This is a genomic window from Arenibacter latericius DSM 15913, from assembly GCF_000424985.1.
Taxonomy (GTDB): Bacteria; Bacteroidota; Bacteroidia; order Flavobacteriales; family Flavobacteriaceae; genus Arenibacter; species Arenibacter latericius.
Window position 1 is genome coordinate 1 of the sequence record NZ_AUKX01000006.1, and the last position, 20,744, is coordinate 20,744.

A 20,744-nucleotide genomic window follows, 5' to 3' on the forward strand; every position below is an offset into this window, starting at 1 on the left:
AAGGGCCAAGTAGGCGTCTATCTTGTCCTTCTTGTGCAGCCCCGCCATCCAAGTGCCCGTATATTCGGTAAAGCTTCTCTTGCAGGACTTGCATTTATAGCGCTGTGCACCCTTGTCCTTTCCGAAACGGACATATTTGGTATGGCCACAGTGCGGGCACTCGCCCATCATATTGTCGAGAAGATGTCGGCGGGAGGCCTGTGCCCTTGGACTTCCCGTAGTCACATCGTGCTTTTCGATATCCTTGAGCAATCTCCGCCTGTCCACCAGAGGAAGCGAAAGGATCTTTTGTTTTAATTCTTCTAGTTCCATACCTAAAGATACAAATAATAGCTATTATAAACTAGAGCCTAATAGGATTATAGCTTTCTTAAAATGAGAAAGTTGTAGGGACAACTCTTCCTCTAGGTTTGTAACAATAGTATCCATTCCTAGAAGGTATTTTTGACCTAGTTGATCTATATGTTGTAATTCTTGATCACTCAGGTCTGCAATATCTGCTCTTCTAGCAGTATTATACAACTGTTGGTGGTAAGGGGTTATTTCTTGTAAAATGCTATCTAAGTCTTTGGAAAGTACAGGGGGTTTTATGGGCGAACTACCATTTTGAAGGGAAAGGTGTGCATTGTGCCACTCTTCTGTATCTTTCCTTAGTTCAGATAAATGGGTGTCCGTAATCTGCGCAGCATAAATTGCTTTGATGATTTTTTCGCTCAACATTCTTTGTTTCCCAGTAATATTGATGATTTTAACATCGTATCCCCCTTGGTTTAAAATCAAATATATACCACTTACTAGCAGTGATCCACATAAAAAAATTAAAGCAAAACTTGTGGTGATCGACCTTTTAATATTGGAAAATGAAGGATTTGGCTGAAAAAGAGTTTGGGGGTTGGACATGTGTTTTAAAGATGGTTGGAAAGCGTTAATAAATGATTAACGATGAGCAAAGTAGCTAGTTTTTGATAAAGAATTATGGTTGTGCAACCTAATGCTCTATTACTAGTTGGGAATAATTCTCCTTTAATTTTATAAGTTTTTCGGAGGTTATTGGTTTGGGAATATAAGTGCGTACTAGGGGGTGCTTTTTTCCTCTAGAAATATCATTTGAATCTATAGATGAGGATACAATAATTATGTCAAAAAGTTTAGAGTTGTTTTCTAACTCCGCAGCTTTGTCCAAAAACTCGAATCCCGTAATTTCAGGCATATTTAGATCTAGAAATACCAGAATCTTAAGGCCTTTTTGTTGTAATAGATTTTGAATGGCAATTATTGCATTGAGTGGATTTAAGTACGACTTAATATTCTTTGCGGGAATATTTTTCTTTACGAGAAGCTCATGAACATGGTTTATGATACTGTCGTCATCAATAAGAATGATATGGTCAAAAACTAAGTTGTCTTTCATTTTGGGGGAATTTAAGACTGTAGGTTTTATTCTATAAATGGAGGGCAATATTGCCTATGTAAATCTATCTTGATTTAATTGTCTAATCTTATTTTTAAGCCGTTAATCCATACAATAACACAAGAGTAGTAGCGAAATCTAATTAAATTTTAATAAACCAATTTTCTAAGTTTTTTACCACAACAGTTTAACCTGTTTTAATCAAAAACTTAGAATTAGGCTTGCTATATTCTTTTAAAAAAAATAGTCTACACTACTTGTGAGAATTTATCTGCAAATATATAAAGCTTAATTGGTTGAATTGGAAAAAAAGTGTGTTAAAGATTGATAAATTTTTAATTTACCCGGCTTAAAAGTTGTGAAAACTGCCGTCTGCCACTCAAGAATTTAATGCTAGGCTTTATTAAAACGAGGTGATGATGGCTTTTTGATATTGAGGTGATTAATTGGGATTAGGCTTCTAAGGAACTTTGGATAGGTGCTAGTTTATTAATAACGAAAAAGGGATTGGAGTTTTACCTTTTATAATGATTTAAAGTTATTTTTGCCCCCTTTAATTAATGGACTAGGCCAGTGCACACCATTGAACGTAATGAAGTTGCTAAACAGAATGCCAGATTAACGGAGTAAAATCGCTCAATTAGTTTTGGGGTATATTTGCATATGGTTTATTTTACTATTGTGAATAAATAACCGGATTGTAATGGATTTAAAAGAAATACCTAGAGTATCAAATATTACTAAGGAAGCGTTTCTTGAAAATTACTTTAAGCCGCAACTTCCTGTGGTAATAGAGAATTGTATAGAAGATTGGCCAGCTTATTCCAAATGGAATTTTGAGTATATGCGCAAGGTTGCTGGGGATAAGGTGGTACCACTTTATGATGATAGACCGGTGCATTCTAAAGACGGATTTAACGAGCCGCATGCCACCATGAAAATGTCGGACTATATAGATCTTCTCCAAAAGGAACCTACTAGATATCGTATTTTTCTTTGGAATATATTAAAGGAAGTTCCTTCTTTACAACAAGATTTTAAGTATCCTGACTTTGGACTAAAACTAATGAAGGGGTTGCCTATGCTTTTCTTTGGTGGAGAAGATTCGTTTACCTTTATGCACTATGATATAGACCTGGCCAATATTTTTCATTTTCACTTTGTAGGGAGTAAGGAGATTATTCTATTTCCGCAATCCGAAAACAGATATTTGTATAAGGTTCCCCATTCTCTTATTACTCATGAAAGCATTGATTTTTCTAATCCCGACTTTAAAAAGTGGCCTGCATTAAAATATGCTTCCGGATATAAGACGCATTTAAAGCATGGAGAAGTTTTGTATATGCCTGAAGGTTACTGGCATTATATGAGATATATAACTCCTGGGTTTTCCATGAGCTTACGTGCCATAGCTAGAAATCCTAAGCATTTGAGTAAAGCTTTATACAATGTGTTAATTATGAGGTATTATGATAATCTAATGCGTAGGATTAAAGGACAGGAATGGATAGATTGGAAGAATGAACAGGCCGTAATAAGAACAAATAAGGGTCAGGATTAGGGTTTTATGAATGAAATAAGGTAACTTTGCACGCTAAAATTTAAACTATAATATGAGAAATTTACTACTTGCAATGGCATTTGTTTTAACGGCTGTTTCCGTTAATGCACAAGCTTATGATGGAACAGGAGATCAGAAAATGCAAATTGGAGCCAATTTTCAAAAATATGGTACCGGGATTGTAGTCACTTATGATTACGGTGTTGGTGAAAACTTCTCCATAGGAGTTGTTTCGTCCTACGTATTGGGTGTAAAAGAGTCTGTAGATAAGGATTTTGATAGTAGAATTGATCTAAAAGCTAGATTCAATGCCAATCTAGGAAGTGTTCTTCAATTAGGTAACAATGTGGATGTATATCCAGGACTTAATTTGGGACTTAAGAATTTTGGTGGTCATTTGGGTGCTAGGTATTTCTTTTCTGATGGATTTGGAATTTTTACAGAATTTACCACTCCGATTGCAAAATTTAAGACTCGTGATTTAACTCCAGCTGAAAAATTACACAATCAGTTTGTGTTCAGTATAGGAGCGTCTTTTAATCTAAACTAATAATTAAACTGCCCTATTCTTTAGTCTTATTGATTTACAGAATGGGGCAGTTTTCTATTTAAAAGGGATTAGTTCTCCTATTTTTTCATAGACCATATTGCTCTCCCATCCTCTATAAAACAAATAGTCTGCTAATTTTTTACGACGCTTTTGTATATCTTTTTCCTTAATTTGTGTTAGTCGCTTTTCAGCTAACTCATTAAATGTTTTTTGATATTCCGAGTGGTCTATCTCTTCCAAGGCGGTCTTAATATTGAATTTAGAAATATCTCGCTGCTTTAGTTCGTTTGCGATCCGATTTCTCCCCCATTTTTTTATGCTAAATTTTCCGCGAGCAAAACTTTTAGCAAAGCGTTCTTCGTTAAGGAAATTATCTTTGATGAGATGTACAACTATTTGGTCTATAGCCTCTGGAATCATGCGCATCTCCCTCAATTTGGCAACAACTTCCTTATGGCATCTGTCCTGATAGGCACAATAACTTTCAAGTTTTTTAGTGGCTTCGGTTACGGAATAAGATTTGTAAGGTTGTGTCATGATCATTGCTATTGTTCTGGTGCTTTATCCTTTCGGAGAGCGGGTAAAGATAAGACAGAAAAAGTGTATGATAAATTTATGGACAATAGTTGTTCTTCATAAGATTGCGACTCTTTTTTAAGGGTAGAAAAAGAAGTGGCTTGTTATAACTTAAAAGGAGCTAATTTTGGGATAAGCATTTTTTAGGTAATGAGATTACGGAGGGTAGAGTAGTTTAATACTCCAAATTGTCATTATATTTACTTTAATAAATATTATAACCTATGAATAATAGATCAAAATTAACAGGAATTGTCTTTTTTCTTTTTATAACGATATCAACTTTTTCTTATTCTCAAATGATTAATTCTTTTGAGGGAAGATGGAATATGGTTATCTCGCAGAATGGCAAAGAGCTCCCTTCTTGGCTAGAAATTCGTCTCTCTGGAACGCGTACATTAGTGGGTAGATTTGTGTATGCTATGGGGAGCGCGAGGCCTATTTCGGAAATAAAAATAGATAATGAAAAATTTACTTTCTCCATACCTCCACAATGGGAAGATGGTGATGGTAATATGGAATTTCGCGGTGTGTTAGATGGAGATGTGCTTGTTGGTACAATGATTTATACCGATGGAAAATCCTATGAATGGGAAGCAGTTAGGGCTCCAAAATTGGACTATGTTAAAAGTCCAAAGTGGGGAGAGTCAAAAAACTTGCTTAATGATAATAACTTAAAAGGATGGCATGCCTTGGGTAAAAATCAATGGGTTGTAGAATCTGGAGTTTTAAAAAGTCCGAAAGCTGGGGCCAATTTGGTTTCTGATGAAAAGTTTCAGGATTTTAAGTTGCATTTGGAGTTTCGTTATCCTGAGGGAAGTAATAGTGGGGTATATCTTCGTGGACGTTATGAAGTGCAAATAACGGATAGTAAGGGTGCAGATCCGTCAGATATACAATTTAGTGGAGTATATGGTTTTCTTACGCCTTCCGAGATAGTAGCTAAGGGGGCAATGGAATGGCAAGAGTTTGATATTACTTTAATTGGAAGAAGGGTAACGGTGGTTGCCAATGGAGTTACTGTTATTAAGGATCAGATTATTCCTGGAATTACCGGGGGTGCTTTAGATAGTAGCGAAGGAGAACCTGGCCCCTTGATGTTGCAGGGAGATCATGGCCCTATAGAATTTAGGAATATTGTGATTACGCCAAGGGTAGAATAATTTATACTGGTATTTTTAAAGAATCTCATTACTAGAAACAAAAAAAGCGACTACCTGCATGGTGTCGCTTTTTTTTAATATATGGTTTTGCCGTCTTTATTTTTAAAACGGTATTCAAGATAAGTGTAGGCGTCCCTTGGTTGAATTTTAATCCATTTTTTGTGCTCCAAGAACCACTTGGTGCGGATAGATGGAAAGCCTTTGGTTATGTAGGCGGCTATAAAAGGGTGGATATTTAAGATGATTCCATTGTCCTTTGCCGGTCCTTTTAGAAGTTTTTCTAAATCTGAGTTTATCTTGTCTATAAGTACAATAGGAGCTTCTACTTCTTGGCCTGGGCCATTAGGGTTTGCTTCACTTGTCTTAATGTTCATTTCGGGTCTCACCCGTTGTCTTGTAATTTGTATTAGTCCAAACTTACTAGGAGGTAGTATTTTATGTTTGGCTCTGTCATCCTTCATCTCATCTCTTAAATGATCAAAAAGGCGTCTTCTGTGTTCGCCTTTTGCCATGTCTATAAAGTCTACTACGATAATTCCTCCCATATCGCGGAGTCTTAATTGTCTGGCAATTTCCGAGGCGGCCAATAGATTGACCTCTAGTGCAGTTTCTTCTTGATTTTTCGCTTTATTGGATCTGTTACCGCTATTTACATCAATAACGTGCAATGCTTCCGTATGCTCAATAATCAGATAAGCACCTTTGCTCATCGTGGCTGTACGCCCAAAGGAAGTTTTGATCTGTCTTTCAATCCCAAATTTTTCAAAAATGGGAACAGAAGAGGAATACAACTTAACAATAGATTCTTTTTCTGGTGCAATTTTCTGCACGTAATCTTTTACTTGTTCATAAAGCGTTTCATCATCCACATAAATTCCTGTATAGGAATCGTTAAATACATCTCTTAAGATAGAAGAGGCTCTGTTAAGCTCTACCAATACCTTAGAGGGGTGTGGTGCTTTATAAATCTTGTTGCACATTACTGTCCATTTGTTCAGTAAGCCTTGCAAATCTTTATCTAGTTCTGCTACTTTTTTGCCTTCTGCGACCGTTCGGATAATAACGCCAAACCCTTTTGGTTTAATGCTTCTTACGAGCCGTTTTAACCTATCTTTTTCTTCTTTACTCTCTATTTTTTGAGATACCGATACGCGATCGGAAAAAGGGACCATGACCAAATATCGGCCAGCTATGGAAAGTTCTGAGCTAATGCGCGGTCCTTTTGTGGAGATGGGTTCCTTTACTATCTGTACGAGTAAGGATTGATTGGCTTTGATAACATCATTAATGCTACCATTCTTGTCAATATCTTCTTCAAACTTAAAATTGCTTAAAGAATAGTCTTTTAGTTTTCCTGAGCTAACGGCTTTTATGAATTTCAACATAGAAGCTAGTTGCGGGCCAAGGTCGTGGTAATGTAAAAAGGCATCTTTCTCATATCCCACATTTACGAAGGCTGCATTTAATCCGGTAACGGGTTTTCTAACTTTGGCAATCATAATATCGCCAACAGAAAAATCGTTACTGTCTTCTTCTTTGTGTAATTCGGTGAGTTTCCCCTCCTTTAGCAAGGCAAAATCGACGGCATCGGAACTAGATCTTACGATCAATTCTCTATTCACCTGAATTAATTTGTATTCGCCCAATATGTTGCGCCCGAAGGCTAACAAAGGACAAATGATTAAACAATAATTTTTACAGGTTTTATAAACCCGTCGAAATTCTCTTTAGAATTTCTATGTCAATGAACGTAATAAAAAGAAAAAGTAGTTGTAGCAACTACTTTTTCTTGTGTCGGTTAGCTCTCCTACGCTTCTTGCGCTTGTGGGTAGCTACCTTATGTCTTTTTCTTTTCTTACCGCTGGGCATAAAGGTCTATTTTTAAATTAATAATCAGTTATTTTACTAGTACATTACTTTTAACTCCTTCTAGGAAAACCTTTGCAGGTTTAAACGCAGGGATATTGTGTGCTGGTATTTTAATGGTAGTGTTTTTTGAAATATTTCTACCAGTCTTTTCGGCTCTTGTTTTAATGATAAAACTACCAAATCCTCTTAAGTAAACGTTATCTCCGCTCTCTAAAGATGCTTTAACTTCTTCCATAAAGGTTTCTACCGTTGCTTGTACATCCCCTTTTTCAATGCCCAGCTTATCTGAGATTCTCGTTACAATTTCCGCTTTCGTCATGTTAAGTCAATATATTTCTATGTGTTTTTTTTCGGGACGCAAATATATGAATTAAATTATATCTTTCAATGCATAAGAACTTAATTTTAAGATGTTAAACCATTACTTTTGTAAATTACACCTTGATAAATGAGTTTTTCTAGAATTATTTTGGAGTGGTATAGCCTTTATAAAAGACCGCTCCCGTGGCGAAAGACACGTGATCCGTATTTAATTTGGCTGTCAGAAATTATGTTACAACAGACACGCGTTGCTCAAGGAATTCCGTATTATTTAACATTTGTTAAGAAATTTCCTACCGTCCATCACCTTGCAAATGCGAAAGAAGAACAGGTTTTAAAATTATGGCAGGGACTAGGGTATTATTCTAGAGCGCGGAATTTACACGCTACAGCTAAATATATTTCTGAGGAATGTAATGGTATTTTTCCTAACACTTATAAGGAGTTAATTAAACTAAAAGGGGTGGGGGATTATACTGCTAGTGCAATAGCCTCCATCTGTTTTGATAGGCCAGAGGCTGTGGTAGATGGGAATGTCTATAGGGTATTAGCAAGATATTATGGCGTATCGCTTCCTATTAATGCTAAGGAAGGGGTAGCTTACTTTAGAGAGCTTGCTAATAAGGTTATGGATGTGCATAATATAAAGGATTATAACCAGGGGATAATGGAGTTTGGTGCCTTGCAATGTACTCCTAAGAAACCAAATTGTAATAGTTGTCCATTCAGTGAAAGTTGTGTTGCCTTAGCAACAGATACTATTGGTGAATTGCCGGTTAAGATAAAAAAGAATAAAGTTAGGAAGCGATATTTCAATTATCTGGTGGTAGTAGATGAAAATAATAGTACCTTGTTGCAACAGCGTATTGGACCTGGGATATGGCAAAACCTGTACCAATTTCCATTATTAGAAACCGATAATGCGGTTGAAGTGGAGGAAGTAAGTAAAGGATTAAAAGAAGTTGTAGGTGTAGAAGAGCCATCGGAGGTGTATTTGTATAACAAAGATCAGGTGATTCATAAATTGTCTCATCAGCACCTGCATACCCGGTTTTGGATTGTACATGCTGCAGAAACATTAAAGGATGGGATAAAAATTAACGATTTACACAAATATCCTGTGCCAGTTTTGATAGCAGATTTTATAAAAGCATTTAAAATTTAGTATTTTTGACCTAAGATTTGATTTATGAGCGGAACATTAAATAAGGTAATGCTGATTGGGCATTTAGGTGATGAGATTAAGATGCACTATTTTGAAGGTGGAAATTGTGTAGGTAGATTTCCCTTGGCAACCAATGAAACGTATACTAATAGGCAGACCGGTGAAAGGGTGACTAATACGGATTGGCATAATATTGTAGTGAGAAATAAGGCTGCAGAAGTATGTGAAAAATACCTGTCTAAAGGTGATAAGGTGTATGTTGAAGGGCGTTTAAAAAATCGCCAATGGCAAGGAGAGGACGGGAATACACGTTATTCTACCGAAGTACACGTTCAGGAGTTTACATTTTTGAGTACTAAGAAGGTTAGTGAGGCTAGTGGTGGCCAACCTAACCAGCAGAATCAGCCTCAAAATCCATCATCTACATCAACTAGACCTAATGAGCCTCTTGGTGGTAATGAGCCTGAACAGGAAGATGACTTACCTTTCTAGATCAATTAAAATAAAAATCTACAAGTGGATCCTGACCCCCATAGTTTATTGTTGAACTTTATTGCAATGGACGTAGCTTTTGCTTTTAAAGTAATAGTGCTTATCTTCCTTTTGTTATGCTCGGCCTTAGTTTCGGGTGCAGAAGTTGCGTTTTTTGGACTTTCCTTTACAGATCTTAAGGAGATTGAAGATGGTAAAAACCCTAAAGGGAAAATAATAATTGAACTTCTAAATCGTCCCAAGAAATTATTAGCTACAATTCTCATAGCTAATAATGCCATAAATATTGGAACGGTATTATTGTTTAATGAGATTGCAAATACGCTTTTCAGAAATTTAGAATTCAATATTCTAGGAGTAATCCCCGTTAGATTTTTAGTGGAGGTAGTGGTTGTTACCTTTCTAATATTGATGTTTGGAGAAATATTGCCTAAGGTCTATGCCAATAGAAATAAATTTACCTTTTCTCATTTTATGGCTATCCCTTTAAAGGTGTTAGATTTTCTATTTTCTCCGTTAAGTTTGCCTATGCGATCTGGAACAATTCTAATTTATGAAAAATTGGGAAAACAGAAATCGAGCCTTAGTGTAGATCATTTGTCCCAAGCATTAGAATTGACCTCTGAAGGAGATACTACTAAGGAAGAGCAGAAAATATTAGAGGGTATTGTTTCTTTTGGGAATACAGATACCAAGCAGGTAATGCGTCCTAGGATAGATATTTTTGCCTTAAAAGAGGATATGAAATTCAACGAGGTGCTAGTCGAGATACAGAAAAATGGCTACTCAAGAATTCCTATTTTTTCTGAGAATATGGACAATGTTCTAGGGGTGCTGTACGTTAAGGACTTGTTGCCTTATATAGATCGTAAAGCATTTAATTGGTTGTCCCTAATAAGAGAGCCTTATTTTGTGCCAGAAAACAAGAAGTTAGATGATCTATTGTTGGAATTCCAATCTAAAAAGAATCACTTAGCCATTGTAGTTGATGAATATGGTGGTACCTCAGGAATTGTTACCTTAGAAGATATTATTGAGGAGATTGTTGGAGATATAAGTGATGAGTTTGATGATGAGGATCTTGTATTCTCTAAGTTAGATGATTTTAATTATGTTTTTGATGGGAAAACACCCTTGAGAGATTTTTATAGGGTGGCAAAGATTGAAGATGAGGACGACTTTGAAGAGAATAAAGGGGAGTCTGAAACTGTTGCAGGATTTGTTTTAGAGATTGCAGGAAGCTTTCCCAAAAGAGGAGAGACTGTGAGCTTTAAGAATTACAAATTTGTGGTAGAGAGCTTGGATAAAAAACGCTTAAAACAAATAAAGGTTACCTTGCCCAATGAAGTATAGTTTAACAATAATAATTCTTAGTTTTCTTCTTATTGCGTGTCAGGGGGAGGTATTGCCAAAGCCAAATGCACTTCTGAGGTTAGATTACCCAGATTCTGAACATACCACTTTCCAAGCAGATCATTTTACTATAGATCGCAATACTATTGCTACCATAAAATCTGAAAAAGGCAATTCCTTTATTTTAGATTACCCATTAATGCAAGGTTCTGTATTTATTACTTATAAAAATATTAACGGAAACTTAGATAAGTTGCTCACAGATGCTCAGAGATTAAGTTATGAGCATGCTGTAAAAGCAGATAATATCTTAGAGCAGCCTTTTGTAAATGAAGAAGATAGAGTTTATGGTATGTATTACGAGGTGAAAGGGAATGCCGCCTCACAGGCGCAATTTTATGTTACAGACAGTACGGAACACTTTGTTACTGGGTCTTTGTATTTCCATGCTAGGCCAAACTACGATTCTATTTTGCCTGCTGCTGCCTATCTGCAAAACGATATTCGCAGAATAATGGAAACCTTAAAATGGAACAATTAAAAGGCTAGTTTTAGTTCTGTTTTAAGGTTTCTGAAGTACGTTATCGTTATTTTATTCTGTGTTAGAATAATAAAACAAAAAAAGGAAGGAGATTTTAGGTGAGCCTATTATTAATTCCCTTTTAGTAGCTCTTCTGCATTTTTAATGCTAGAGTTTATTTGATCTCTAAGGGTATTTACTTTCACTTCCTCTTCGTCTAGCCATTTCTGCTTTTCTTCGGTAAGGGTTTTACCCTTCATAATTTCATCCCCATCAAAGCGGTCTCCAAAATTTCTCATCCAATCCATCATAGACTTGTGGGCATCTTTTAAGTCTTGCCTTGCTTTGGTGTACGATTCTGTAGAGTCACTTTTCTCAATTTTCGCGTCTAATTCACTTATTAAACTGCCAATTGTTCCCATTTTGGGCATTACCTCGTCATGTATGGCTATAACCTCTTTCATCTGAGATGTGTCCTGTTTTGTGTCTTTGCAGGAGTAGGATAATGAGGTTAATAGGATAAGTGCAAAGAATAATCGACAAGTTTTCATGCTAAAAAAGTTAAATATTTATGGGCAATTTGCCTCTTGTAAAAGGTTCGTTAATAACGATGTCAAATATACGAAATTAGGGGAGGCTAAGGTTCTTTTTAATCTTATATACGTTAATAGATTATATGAGGGGACCGAGATTCCACATACCTATGGCATCTTTTTTATGTGAGTGGTGAGGCGCGTAATTAACATATCTCTGTAGCATATTGTAGTGGTATGAGGATGAAGTTTAACTGTAAATTGGAGGTGAGAATTGGATTTAGGTAACTTATAATGCTAGAAAAATTGAGTTCCTTGTTATTTTACGTGTTTAAATCATTAAAATTCTGTAATTTAATAGGATAACCTAAAAATACTAAACTATGAAACTGTTTTCGCTACCAATTAGGTTTGGAATCGCTACGAGCGGTTCGTTAATTGCATATTTCCTTATTTTATCTCTCTTTAATCTGCATACGAATGTGTTTTATAGTTTGTTTAATGCGGTGATTACAGGTTTTGGGATTTTTGAAGCTATAAAGTATTTTAAGATACAAAAGGAGGGTTCCTTTAATTATGGGAAAGGTTTTGCGGCAGGATTAGTAACGGGCTTTGTTGCTACCATAATATTTACCATATTTTTCGCTTTCTATTCAACGGAGATAAACTTAAACTTCTTGGATGAACTTTCTAAGGTTTGGTTTAAGGATTATGACACTTCTGAAGGCATTGTTTTCTTTACGGTGGCAATTATGGGTTTTGCTACAACTGTTGTACTTACTCTTTCTTTTATGCAACTATTTAAGGGGTCTAATAATCCAAAGCGCAAATCTGGGGTAAAAATCTAAAAAATATGCTTGTAAATTAAGTATTTAGAATTATATTTGCACCCGCCTAATATAAGGTTAGGCATGTTCTTATATAATTAAAACACAAGCTATGTACGCAATTGTAGAGATAGCAGGGCAGCAATTTAAAGTTGCGAAAGACCAAAAAGTGTATGTTCACCGTTTACAAGACGAAGAAGGTAGCAAAGTAACCTTTGACAACGTTCTTTTGTTAGAAGATGGTAGTGATATCACTGTTGGCGCCCCCGCTATAGACGGAGCCGCTGTTGAGGCTAAAGTCGTGAAGCACCTAAAAGGTGACAAAGTAATCGTCTTTAAAAAGAAAAGACGTAAAGGTTACAGAACTAAAAATGGTCACCGTCAGTATTTGACAGAATTGTTGATAGAGGGAATAGTTACCTCTGGTGCAAAAAAGACCGAGAAAAAAGCAGATTCTAAGCCAGCAGCAAAAAAAGCTGATGCTCCTGCAAAGGAGGAATCACAAGACGCCGATTTAAGTAAAAAAACGGTTGTTGAGTTGAGAGAAATGGCAAAAGATCAGGGAATTGAGGGGTATTCTTCAATGAAGAAAGCTGAATTAATTGCCGCTTTAAGTTAATAACGAGAATTAAAACAGAATATCATGGCACACAAAAAAGGTGTTGGTAGTTCCAAAAACGGTAGGGAATCAGAATCGAAACGTCTAGGCGTTAAGATATTTGGTGGTCAGCCTGCTATTGCTGGAAATATCATCGTAAGACAGCGTGGTACAAAACATAATCCTGGAGCTAATGTTTATGCAGGAAAAGATCATACCTTGCATGCAAGAGTAGATGGTATTGTTAAGTTCCAAAAGAAAGCAAAAGGAAAATCTTATGTTTCCATTGAGCCTTTTGAGGCTTAATAGCTCATTCTTTAAAATTTTAAAACCCCTTTCAATCTTGGAAGGGGTTTTTTTATGCAGTAGTTTGTTTATTTGATAGTAGTTTATCGCATTAAGTACTAAAATTAACGGTTGGAACTTAAAGATGTTCAGTTTTTTTATAAATAGGGAACATAATATTTATATGCTGTAGTATCTGCTTATATTATCATACTGAGAATTATTGGGATATGCAGAGGATAGTACTAGTCAAAATGTAAAAACCCCTTATATTAAGCTAATATAAGGGGTTTTAAAGTTATTAATCGGTAGGTATTAGTACCTGTAATAGTCGGGCTTAAATGGTCCTTCAACAGATACCCCGATATATTCGGCTTGGTCTGGTCTAAGGGTTTCCAATTCAATTCCTAAGCGCGATAAATGTAAGGCGGCTACTTTTTCATCCAAATGTTTTGGAAGCATATAAACCTTGTTTTCGTACTTATCACTACGGTTCCAAAGTTCTATTTGTGCCAAGGTTTGGTTGGTAAATGAGTTACTCATTACAAAACTTGGGTGGCCAGTTGCGCATCCAAGGTTTACCAATCGGCCTTCTGCAAGAACAATTACATCTTTATCCTCTATAGTATATTTATCTACCTGAGGCTTAATTTCATCTTTAGTATGGCCGTAATTTTTGTTTAGCCAAGCCATATCTATTTCATTGTCAAAATGTCCAATATTGCACACAATGGTCTTGTCCTTCATGGCCTTAAAATGTTGAGACTGTATAATATCTTTATTACCTGTTGTGGTAATTACGATATCGGTATTGCCAATTACAGTTTCCATTTTCTTAACCTCAAAGCCGTCCATTGCTGCTTGTAGCGCACATATTGGATCAATTTCGGTAACGGTTACAATAGATCCAGCTCCTCTAAAAGATGCTGCTGTACCTTTACCCACGTCACCGTAGCCTGCAACTACAACTCGCTTTCCAGCTAGCATAGTATCTGTAGCTCTTCTAATAGCGTCTACAGCACTTTCTCTACATCCGTATTTATTATCGAATTTAGATTTGGTTACGGAATCATTCACGTTAATGGCGGGCATAGGTAATGTTCCTTTTTTAACACGCTCATATAAACGGTGTACCCCTGTGGTGGTTTCTTCGGAAAGACCTTTAATACCTTCGGTTAGTTCTGGATACTTATCTAACACCATATTAGTAAGGTCTCCACCATCGTCCAAAATCATATTTAAGGGCTTGCGGTCTTCTCCAAAAAATAGGGTCTGTTCTATAGCCCAATTAAATTCTTCCTCAGACATCCCTTTCCAAGCGTAAACAGGAACGCCTGCTTCGGCCATTGCAGCTGCAGCCTGATCTTGGGTAGAGAAGATATTACAAGAACTCCAAGTTACTTCTGCTCCTAAAGCTATTAAAGTCTCTATAAGAACAGCAGTTTGTATGGTCATATGTAAACAACCAGCAATACGGGCACCTTTTAAAGGCTGCTCCTCTCCGTACTCTTCTCGAAGAGACATCAGTCCTGGCATTTCAGCTTCCGCCAATTCAATTTCTTTTCTTCCCCAACTGGCCAAGCCAATATCTTTTACTTTATAGGGTATGTAAGGAATAGTTTTAGTACTCATTTTTTATTATTTTTATTATTGGTCAATTACTCTGATATTATGCTTGGATACATAGCATTATGTGAAAAAAAAGTAATCAAAAGGAGGAATTAAATAGTTTAGCTTATTTCTTCTCCGTTTTTATTTTTACATTCGTACAAGAGCAATTATCCATTTTTGCACTTGCAAAGGTAATAATAACTTAAATATTCTCATGCCTCTTTACAAAACTATAACAGTAGATCCCCACGTTAAGGTCCTGATTTGGAAAGTTGAAGAAACCGAAGCAGCACTTTCTGAGGGAATAAAGCTTACCCCAATATGCGATAATAGGTTGAGGGGGATGAAATCTGAAATTCATCGAAGAGGATTCTTAAGTATTCGGCATTTACTAGCAGAAGAAGGTTATGAAGATCAGGATCTTTATTATGACGAGGGCGGTAAACCTCATTTAAGGGATGGTCGTTTTATTTCCATTACCCATTCTCATGAATTTACAGGTATTATAGTATCGGATAAGTTAGAAGTGGGCATTGATATAGAGATGCAGCGCGAGAAAATTCTAAAAATTGCCAGTAAGTTTACTCCTCTTGAAGAATATAAAACCGTAGCTAATACAGATGCCTTAATTAGAAAATTGACTGTTGTGTGGGGAGCCAAAGAATCGCTCTTTAAAATTTATGCCCATAAGGGACTTAGTTTTTTGCATCATATAGATATTACGGATTTTAATCTATCAGAGAATGAAACTACAGGGGCCATTTTATTAAAAGGGAAAGCATCTAACTATTCTATTAATTTTCTAGAGTTTGAAGGGTATACCTGTGTGTATGCCACAAAGAACGAAGATTAATGCGTTTAAATATATCCCATATTAAAATCTTTAATCTACCTATTGTACACCCTTTGGGAACTGGAATAGGGAAATTAATGCAGGAGTTGAAAAAGGAAAATATGCTATTCTTTGAGGTTGTTTTCAAAGGGTTGTTGTTTTCGAAAATTGTAAAACTTTAGCCAAGCAGAGATGGATCTTATTCTTGAATGGTTCTTTTCCCAATATAAGGATATCTCTACCCATTTAATTGTTTTGGAGTTAATAGGAGTGCTATTCGGATTTTTAAGTGTTTGGTACTCCAAGCAGGAAAATATCTTGGTGTTCCCAACTGGGATTATCAGCACTGGAATTTTTGTCTACATTCTAGTTGTTTTTGGACTTCTGGGGGATATGTTGATTAATGCCTATTATTTTTCCATGAGTATTTATGGTTGGTATGTGTGGACAAGAAAGGTAGTTGATGAGCATTTTATCCCCATAACCAGAACAACAGTAAAAGAGAAAAAATGGTCGGCCATGCTCTTTTTGGGTGCTGTTGCATTTGTGGTATTGGTTTACTTCATTTTTGATCAATGGAATAGTTGGACCGCCTATGTGGATACCTTTACTACTGCGATCTTTTTTGTGGGGATGTGGTTAATGGCCCGTAAAAAGTTGGGGAATTGGATTTATTGGATAATAGGTGATATTATATCTATTCCCCTGTATTGGTATAAAGGACTTATTTTTACTTCTTTTCAATATATATTGTTTACTATTATAGCAATTTTAGGATACTTTGCATGGAAGAAAAGTTTAAACAAAAGCCCTCAGATGTTATTAAAGTAGTGTTATTTGGTCCAGAATCGACCGGAAAAACTACGCTGTCCAGGCAATTGGCAGAACATTATAATTCTGTTTGGGTTCCTGAGTATGCTCGCGAATACCTTCAGGACAAATGGAATAATGAACAAAAGACCTGTGAGCCCCATGATTTACTACCTATAGCGGAGGGGCAAATGAAGTTGGAGAATGAGTTAGCGCAAAAGGCTACAGATGTTTTAATTTGTGATACAGATTTGTTGGAGACAAAAGTCTATTCGGAGGCCTATTATTTAGGTTACTGCGATCCCCAATTAGAAAAATATGCCCTAGAAAATACCTATGATCTTTATTTGCTTACTTATATAGACGTTCCTTGGGAAAAAGATGACCTAAGAGATAAGCCAAAAGAACGTGAGCGGATGTTTATGTATTTCAAAGATACTTTGGAACGTTATAACAAGAATTTTGTTATATTAAAAGGCGATAAGCAGACGCGATTAGAAACGGCTGTAAAATATATTAACCAACTATTAGAAAAATAATGGTATTATCTGAAGCGGATAAAATTCAGTTGGATAACCTAGGGGTTTCCATAGAAAAAGTAAAGTCGCAAATTGAAACCTTTAAAGAAGGTATTCCGTTTGTTCGATTAGAAAAAGCGGCAATTGTCTCTAACGGGATTTCTAAATTCTCGGAGACTCGTGCTCAAAAACTCATCCAAACGTTTAATGAAGAGAGTAATAATATATCCATATTAAAATTTGTACCAGCATCCGGAGCAGCTTCAAGGATGTTTAAGGCGATGTTTAATTTCTTAGATGCTTACGATCCAAAAAAAGAAAGTTTGGATGCTTATGTAGAGCGAACAGGGGATAAGGACGCTGCAGCATTCTTTGATGGGTATCAAAAATTTGCCTTTTATGATCTTATTCAAAATAGAATAAAAGGAAAAACTGATTCTAAGGATGAGGAAAAATATCTCTTTGTACAGGAGATGTTGTTAAAAGACGGATTAAACTATGGATTTTACCCCAAAGGGCTTTTGCCTTTCCATTATTATGGTGACCATAGTGCAACTCCTTTTGAAGAGCATTTGAAAGAAGCTGCTGATTATGCTGCTGTAAATAACGAAGCAATATTACATTTTACCATATCTGAACAGCATGGCGAAATGTTTAATCAAGAGTTTAAGGTGGCTGGTGAAAGAGTAGCCGCAGATACCAAGACGTCTTTTTCAGTAACATATTCTTACCAAAAATCGGCCACAGACACCATAGCGGTGGATATGGATAATAAGCCATTTCGTCAATCCGATGGTTCTTTATTGTTTAGGCCAGGAGGTCACGGTGCATTAATAGAGAATTTGAATGATGTAGATGCAGATATAATATTTATAAAAAATATAGATAATGTTGTAGTTCCTAGACACACAGAAGTGATGGCAGCTAATAAGAAAATATTGGCTGGACTTTTATTGGAACTTCAGGAAAAGGTTTTTGAATATGCCCGTATATTAGATAAGAAAGATCTAAAATCGGAGAAACTAGAAAAGATAAAGAAGTTTTTAGAAGAAGAACTCAATGTACGCTTCTCAGATAAATTTAACTCCCATAGTTTGGAAGAGCAAATAAAGGTTTTAAAAGAAAAAATCAATAGGCCTATTCGCGTTTGTGGAATGGTCAAAAATGAAGGCGAGCCTGGGGGTGGACCGTTTTGGGTAAAGGATGCACAAGGTCATGTTTCTCTTCAGATAATAGAATCTGCACAAGTAGATACCGATAATCCTGAGCAATTAGGGGTTATGAAGAATGCTACCCATTTTAATCCGGTAGACCTAGTTTGTGGAATAAGAAACTATAAAGGAGAAAAATTCGATTTGCTGAAATATGTAGATGTTAAACAAGGTTTTATAACGCAAAAAACTCAGGAAGGAAAAGACCTTAAGGCATTAGAACTTCCTGGATTATGGAATGGTGCTATGGCCTTTTGGAATACCGTTTTTGTAGAAGTTCCATTAGAGACATTTAATCCGGTAAAAACAGTCAATGATCTTCTGAAACCATCACACCAAGTAAAGTAATAGAAAGTAATAGGCAGATATTAAGGCTTTTTAAAAAAAAGTGTGTAATTATTACACACTTTTTTTGTGGAGTATACACTTCTAAACACAATATTTAAGGGTTGCAGGCTATGTAATTCACTGATTATCAGTGTTATTTTGGTTTGATGAGCACTTAAGTGTGGTTGGCACGATTTTGCTATAGCAGTAGTAGAGAAAAGACACTATAGACCTAAAAAATATATTGATATGAACTCCGAAATGAAGAATTTAGTTTTCGCTACAGCCCTAGCCGTAGGATCACTTAGCCCAATGTTGGCCAATCCACCAATCTTCCATGATGGAATTATGGAAATGATACATGCCCAAGACTTTACCGAAATAGAAAAAGATAAACTTCCCGATGCTATCACAGCAGCCTTGGAAAAAGATTATCCTGGTGCTACAGTAGAAAAGGCTTATCTGAATGATGTAAATGAATACAAACTGGAAGTTATCTTTGACGATGATTCTAGCGAAGAGTTATTCATACATGCAGATGGTAGCTGGATTGAAATATAAACAAACTAATTTGAGTTAGATAAATAAGTTGGGGCTGCATTTTTTGCAGCCTTTTCTTTTTATATTCATGGAAAGTCTTTATTAATGGTTGGGTGATAGCTTATCTTTAATTAAGTTAGCACCTATATCGGTTAGCAACGCTTAGGATAAATGATAACTATTAAGGCTTTTCCTTGTTGAAATCTCTCACTGCTTTAGTGCGATGTTGGGTGTAATAATCCCAATTTCTTGCTAATAGTAGATGCAAAATGAAATATTATATATACTTTGTAAGTAAGTACTATTCTCCCCTAATAGGTTTTCCTCCCGGATAATTTGATTAACACTTGGGCTATGGAAACTATTTTCACTCCCATTGCTGCTTATGAGCTTCCTGCAGAAATCATTAAAGTGATATATGAGCAATATTCATCGTTTACCTTACTCCATGCATTTTATAATGGTAAGGGTGTGTATCGACTAGATTTAATTTTTGAAATAGATACTATACATACTATCTATTTGGATGAGGACGGTAAATTAAAGATTTAGAAGAGGAATACTAGCTTTTAAATCTCTGTACCTGATGAGTAAGGTGTATACCTATTACACGGTAAGTAATAAAACTACACAGAATTACACATTCGGTGTGGTATGTTTTATTTTTGTAAAACACATAAAATAAGCGATTTACATAGGTTTTATATAAGGTTTGTAATCTTGGTATCATATTTTCAATAGGTAGTATGAGTTTAACTATTAAAAATGACTATCATGAAAAAAATACTTTTTGTTGCCGTATTATCATTAGGAAGCTTAACTGCATTTGCCCAAGAAGGGGAATTAACCCAAGAAGTTGCTACTGAGGTGGCAGTTGCCCAGGACGATTTTACCGCTATAGAAGCTAAGGATTTGCCTGAAGCCGTAAGTGCTGCAGTAGCAAAGAATTATCCAACGGCTACTATCAAACAATCTTATGTAAACAAAGAAGAACAATACAAATTAGTAGTTACTTTGGAGGACGGTACCGAAGGTACTTTATATGCCGATAAAGAAGGTAATTGGATAGAATTATAAATATAACTTGATTTACTTGTTTGTATCAAGTTTGCTTTGGTAAGGAAGGGGTCGCATTTAGCGGCCCCTTCCTGTTTTATATGAAGCTTAGTAGAAAGGGAAATCGACTTTTAATCATTTGCTCATTTAAGTTGAAAGGTAAATTTCTCATGTATATATCAATAGTAGAAAGAACCATATGTTTTTTGAAATCTTAAGAACATCTAGGATATAATGGTTAGGGAAAGGAGGCTGCATTGAACATTAGTTGGGGTGAATTCCTTTTTTATTGAATTTTAGGTTATAAAATAGCGAGTTGTTTTTATGCTTAATACACAGCTAAGGTGTGTAACCATTACACAGTTTGTCAGAATACTACCCATATTTACTCATGCTTTAAATCTAACTATAATTATGCAACAAGCTTGTTTACAGCGAGTTGCATAGGTTAATGTGCTTTCTGTGAATCTTGGTATCATATTTTCAATAGGTAGTATGAGTTTAACTAGTAAATTAAAAAGAACATTATGAAAAAGATATTATTTGTTGCCGTATTATCATTAGGAAGTTTAACTGCATTTGCCCAAGAGGGAGAAGGAGTAACCCAAGAGGTTG

General features: G+C 35.8%; 26 protein-coding genes. 18 read left to right on the forward strand and 8 right to left on the reverse strand.

Annotated features, from left to right (window positions below):
- From H344_RS21960 to H344_RS19675, 3 genes are all read right to left on the reverse strand, one after another.
- Positions 1-312, reverse strand: a 312-nt coding sequence (locus tag H344_RS21960) for an IS1/IS1595 family N-terminal zinc-binding domain-containing protein (protein WP_026809067.1), incomplete at its 3' end; no start/stop codon positions are given.
- Between the two features lie 24 nt (positions 313-336).
- Positions 337-900 carry a type IV pili methyl-accepting chemotaxis transducer N-terminal domain-containing protein gene (locus H344_RS0103755; protein WP_026809068.1) on the reverse strand — a complete coding sequence of 188 codons (564 nt, stop codon included), beginning with the start codon at positions 898-900 and terminating at the stop codon, positions 337-339.
- Between the two features lie 88 nt (positions 901-988).
- On the reverse strand, positions 989-1,411 hold the full coding sequence (locus H344_RS19675; RefSeq protein ID WP_051254090.1) for a response regulator: 423 nt from the start codon (positions 1,409-1,411) through the stop codon (positions 989-991).
- Positions 1,412-2,114: 703 nt separating this feature from the next.
- Here H344_RS19675 and H344_RS0103765 point away from each other — a divergent pair.
- Together H344_RS0103765 and H344_RS0103770 are read left to right on the forward strand one after the other, a co-directional pair.
- Positions 2,115-2,972 carry a cupin-like domain-containing protein gene (locus H344_RS0103765; RefSeq protein ID WP_034256120.1) on the forward strand — a complete coding sequence of 286 codons (858 nt, stop codon included), beginning with the start codon at positions 2,115-2,117 and terminating at the stop codon, positions 2,970-2,972.
- A 52-nt stretch (positions 2,973-3,024) separates the two neighbouring features.
- Positions 3,025-3,522: a DUF6646 family protein gene (locus H344_RS0103770; RefSeq protein WP_026809070.1), complete on the forward strand. Its 498-nt coding sequence runs from the start codon at positions 3,025-3,027 to the stop codon at positions 3,520-3,522.
- Between the two features lie 54 nt (positions 3,523-3,576).
- On the opposite strand, the gene H344_RS0103775 is transcribed toward H344_RS0103770, so the two are convergent.
- Positions 3,577-4,059 carry a regulatory protein RecX gene (locus tag H344_RS0103775; protein WP_026809071.1) on the reverse strand — a complete coding sequence of 161 codons (483 nt, stop codon included), beginning with the start codon at positions 4,057-4,059 and terminating at the stop codon, positions 3,577-3,579.
- Positions 4,060-4,322: 263 nt separating this feature from the next.
- Here H344_RS0103775 and H344_RS0103785 point away from each other — a divergent pair, with 263 nt between their 5' ends.
- Positions 4,323-5,261, forward strand: coding sequence for a 3-keto-disaccharide hydrolase (locus H344_RS0103785; RefSeq protein WP_026809072.1), 939 nt, complete (start codon positions 4,323-4,325; stop codon positions 5,259-5,261).
- A 74-nt stretch (positions 5,262-5,335) separates the two neighbouring features.
- On the opposite strand, the gene H344_RS0103790 is transcribed toward H344_RS0103785, so the two are convergent.
- Positions 5,336-6,883: an Rne/Rng family ribonuclease gene (locus tag H344_RS0103790; RefSeq protein WP_026809073.1), complete on the reverse strand. Its 1,548-nt coding sequence runs from the start codon at positions 6,881-6,883 to the stop codon at positions 5,336-5,338.
- Positions 6,884-7,158: 275 nt separating this feature from the next.
- Entirely contained in the window at positions 7,159-7,449 is a 291-nt protein-coding gene (locus tag H344_RS0103795) for an HU family DNA-binding protein (protein ID WP_026809074.1), read from the reverse strand.
- A gap of 129 nt (positions 7,450-7,578) precedes the next feature.
- Between H344_RS0103795 and mutY the strand changes: the two genes are divergently transcribed.
- From mutY to gldD, 4 genes are read left to right on the forward strand one after another with little or no spacing between them, the layout of a single operon-like run.
- The gene (gene mutY, locus H344_RS0103800) at positions 7,579-8,616 is read left to right on the forward strand and encodes an A/G-specific adenine glycosylase (protein WP_026809075.1); all 1,038 of its coding nucleotides are present in this window, start codon (positions 7,579-7,581) and stop codon (positions 8,614-8,616) included.
- Positions 8,617-8,640: 24 nt separating this feature from the next.
- Positions 8,641-9,108, forward strand: coding sequence for a single-stranded DNA-binding protein (locus H344_RS0103805; protein WP_026809076.1), 468 nt, complete (start codon positions 8,641-8,643; stop codon positions 9,106-9,108).
- Positions 9,109-9,132: 24 nt separating this feature from the next.
- The gene (locus H344_RS0103810) at positions 9,133-10,461 is read left to right on the forward strand and encodes a gliding motility-associated protein GldE (RefSeq protein ID WP_026809077.1); all 1,329 of its coding nucleotides are present in this window, start codon (positions 9,133-9,135) and stop codon (positions 10,459-10,461) included.
- A complete protein-coding gene (gene gldD, locus H344_RS0103815) occupies positions 10,451-11,002 on the forward strand; it encodes a gliding motility lipoprotein GldD (RefSeq protein ID WP_026809078.1) in 552 nt (183 codons plus the stop codon). The genes H344_RS0103810 and gldD overlap by 11 nt, the downstream gene beginning before the upstream one ends.
- A gap of 110 nt (positions 11,003-11,112) precedes the next feature.
- Here gldD and H344_RS0103820 read toward each other — a convergent pair whose 3' ends face one another.
- A complete protein-coding gene (locus H344_RS0103820) occupies positions 11,113-11,445 on the reverse strand; it encodes a hypothetical protein (RefSeq protein ID WP_240484941.1) in 333 nt (110 codons plus the stop codon).
- A gap of 452 nt (positions 11,446-11,897) precedes the next feature.
- On the opposite strand from H344_RS0103820, the gene H344_RS0103830 reads away from it, so the two are divergent.
- The 3 genes from H344_RS0103830 (at position 11,898) to rpmA (ending at position 13,245) form a co-directional block, all read left to right on the forward strand.
- The gene (locus H344_RS0103830) at positions 11,898-12,362 is read left to right on the forward strand and encodes a DUF4199 domain-containing protein (protein ID WP_026809080.1); all 465 of its coding nucleotides are present in this window, start codon (positions 11,898-11,900) and stop codon (positions 12,360-12,362) included.
- A 91-nt stretch (positions 12,363-12,453) separates the two neighbouring features.
- The gene (rplU, locus tag H344_RS0103835) at positions 12,454-12,960 is read left to right on the forward strand and encodes a 50S ribosomal protein L21 (protein WP_026809081.1); all 507 of its coding nucleotides are present in this window, start codon (positions 12,454-12,456) and stop codon (positions 12,958-12,960) included.
- A 24-nt stretch (positions 12,961-12,984) separates the two neighbouring features.
- Positions 12,985-13,245 (forward strand): 50S ribosomal protein L27, encoded by a 261-nt coding sequence (gene rpmA / locus H344_RS0103840; RefSeq protein WP_026809082.1) that lies wholly within the window; start codon positions 12,985-12,987, stop codon positions 13,243-13,245.
- Positions 13,246-13,539: 294 nt separating this feature from the next.
- Here the strand turns inward: rpmA and ahcY are convergent, their stop codons facing one another.
- Positions 13,540-14,856, reverse strand: coding sequence for an adenosylhomocysteinase (ahcY, locus tag H344_RS0103845; protein ID WP_026809083.1), 1,317 nt, complete (start codon positions 14,854-14,856; stop codon positions 13,540-13,542).
- A 193-nt stretch (positions 14,857-15,049) separates the two neighbouring features.
- Here ahcY and H344_RS0103850 point away from each other — a divergent pair, with 193 nt between their 5' ends.
- The 8 genes from H344_RS0103850 to H344_RS0103885 all read left to right on the forward strand — a co-directional run bounded on the left by H344_RS0103850 (position 15,050) and on the right by H344_RS0103885 (position 20,150).
- Entirely contained in the window at positions 15,050-15,688 is a 639-nt protein-coding gene (locus H344_RS0103850; protein ID WP_026809084.1) for a 4'-phosphopantetheinyl transferase family protein, read from the forward strand.
- Entirely contained in the window at positions 15,688-15,849 is a 162-nt protein-coding gene (locus H344_RS21965; RefSeq protein ID WP_205667119.1) for a hypothetical protein, read from the forward strand. Before H344_RS0103850 ends, H344_RS21965 begins: the two co-directional genes overlap by 1 nt.
- Positions 15,850-15,859: 10 nt before the next feature.
- On the forward strand, positions 15,860-16,498 hold the full coding sequence (pnuC, locus tag H344_RS0103860; protein ID WP_026809085.1) for a nicotinamide riboside transporter PnuC: 639 nt from the start codon (positions 15,860-15,862) through the stop codon (positions 16,496-16,498).
- The gene (locus H344_RS0103865; RefSeq protein ID WP_026809086.1) at positions 16,453-17,016 is read left to right on the forward strand and encodes an AAA family ATPase; all 564 of its coding nucleotides are present in this window, start codon (positions 16,453-16,455) and stop codon (positions 17,014-17,016) included. The genes pnuC and H344_RS0103865 overlap by 46 nt, the downstream gene beginning before the upstream one ends.
- Positions 17,016-18,554: a DUF4301 family protein gene (locus tag H344_RS0103870; protein WP_034256122.1), complete on the forward strand. Its 1,539-nt coding sequence runs from the start codon at positions 17,016-17,018 to the stop codon at positions 18,552-18,554. Before H344_RS0103865 ends, H344_RS0103870 begins: the two co-directional genes overlap by 1 nt.
- Before the next feature lie 228 nt (positions 18,555-18,782).
- A complete protein-coding gene (locus H344_RS0103875; RefSeq protein WP_240484942.1) occupies positions 18,783-19,094 on the forward strand; it encodes a hypothetical protein in 312 nt (103 codons plus the stop codon).
- 333 nt (positions 19,095-19,427) lie between these two features.
- On the forward strand, positions 19,428-19,625 hold the full coding sequence (locus tag H344_RS0103880) for a hypothetical protein (protein ID WP_026809089.1): 198 nt from the start codon (positions 19,428-19,430) through the stop codon (positions 19,623-19,625).
- A 222-nt stretch (positions 19,626-19,847) separates the two neighbouring features.
- Complete coding sequence (locus H344_RS0103885; protein ID WP_026809090.1) at positions 19,848-20,150, forward strand: hypothetical protein; 303 nt, start codon at positions 19,848-19,850, stop codon at positions 20,148-20,150.
- Positions 20,151-20,744 lie beyond the last annotated feature (594 nt).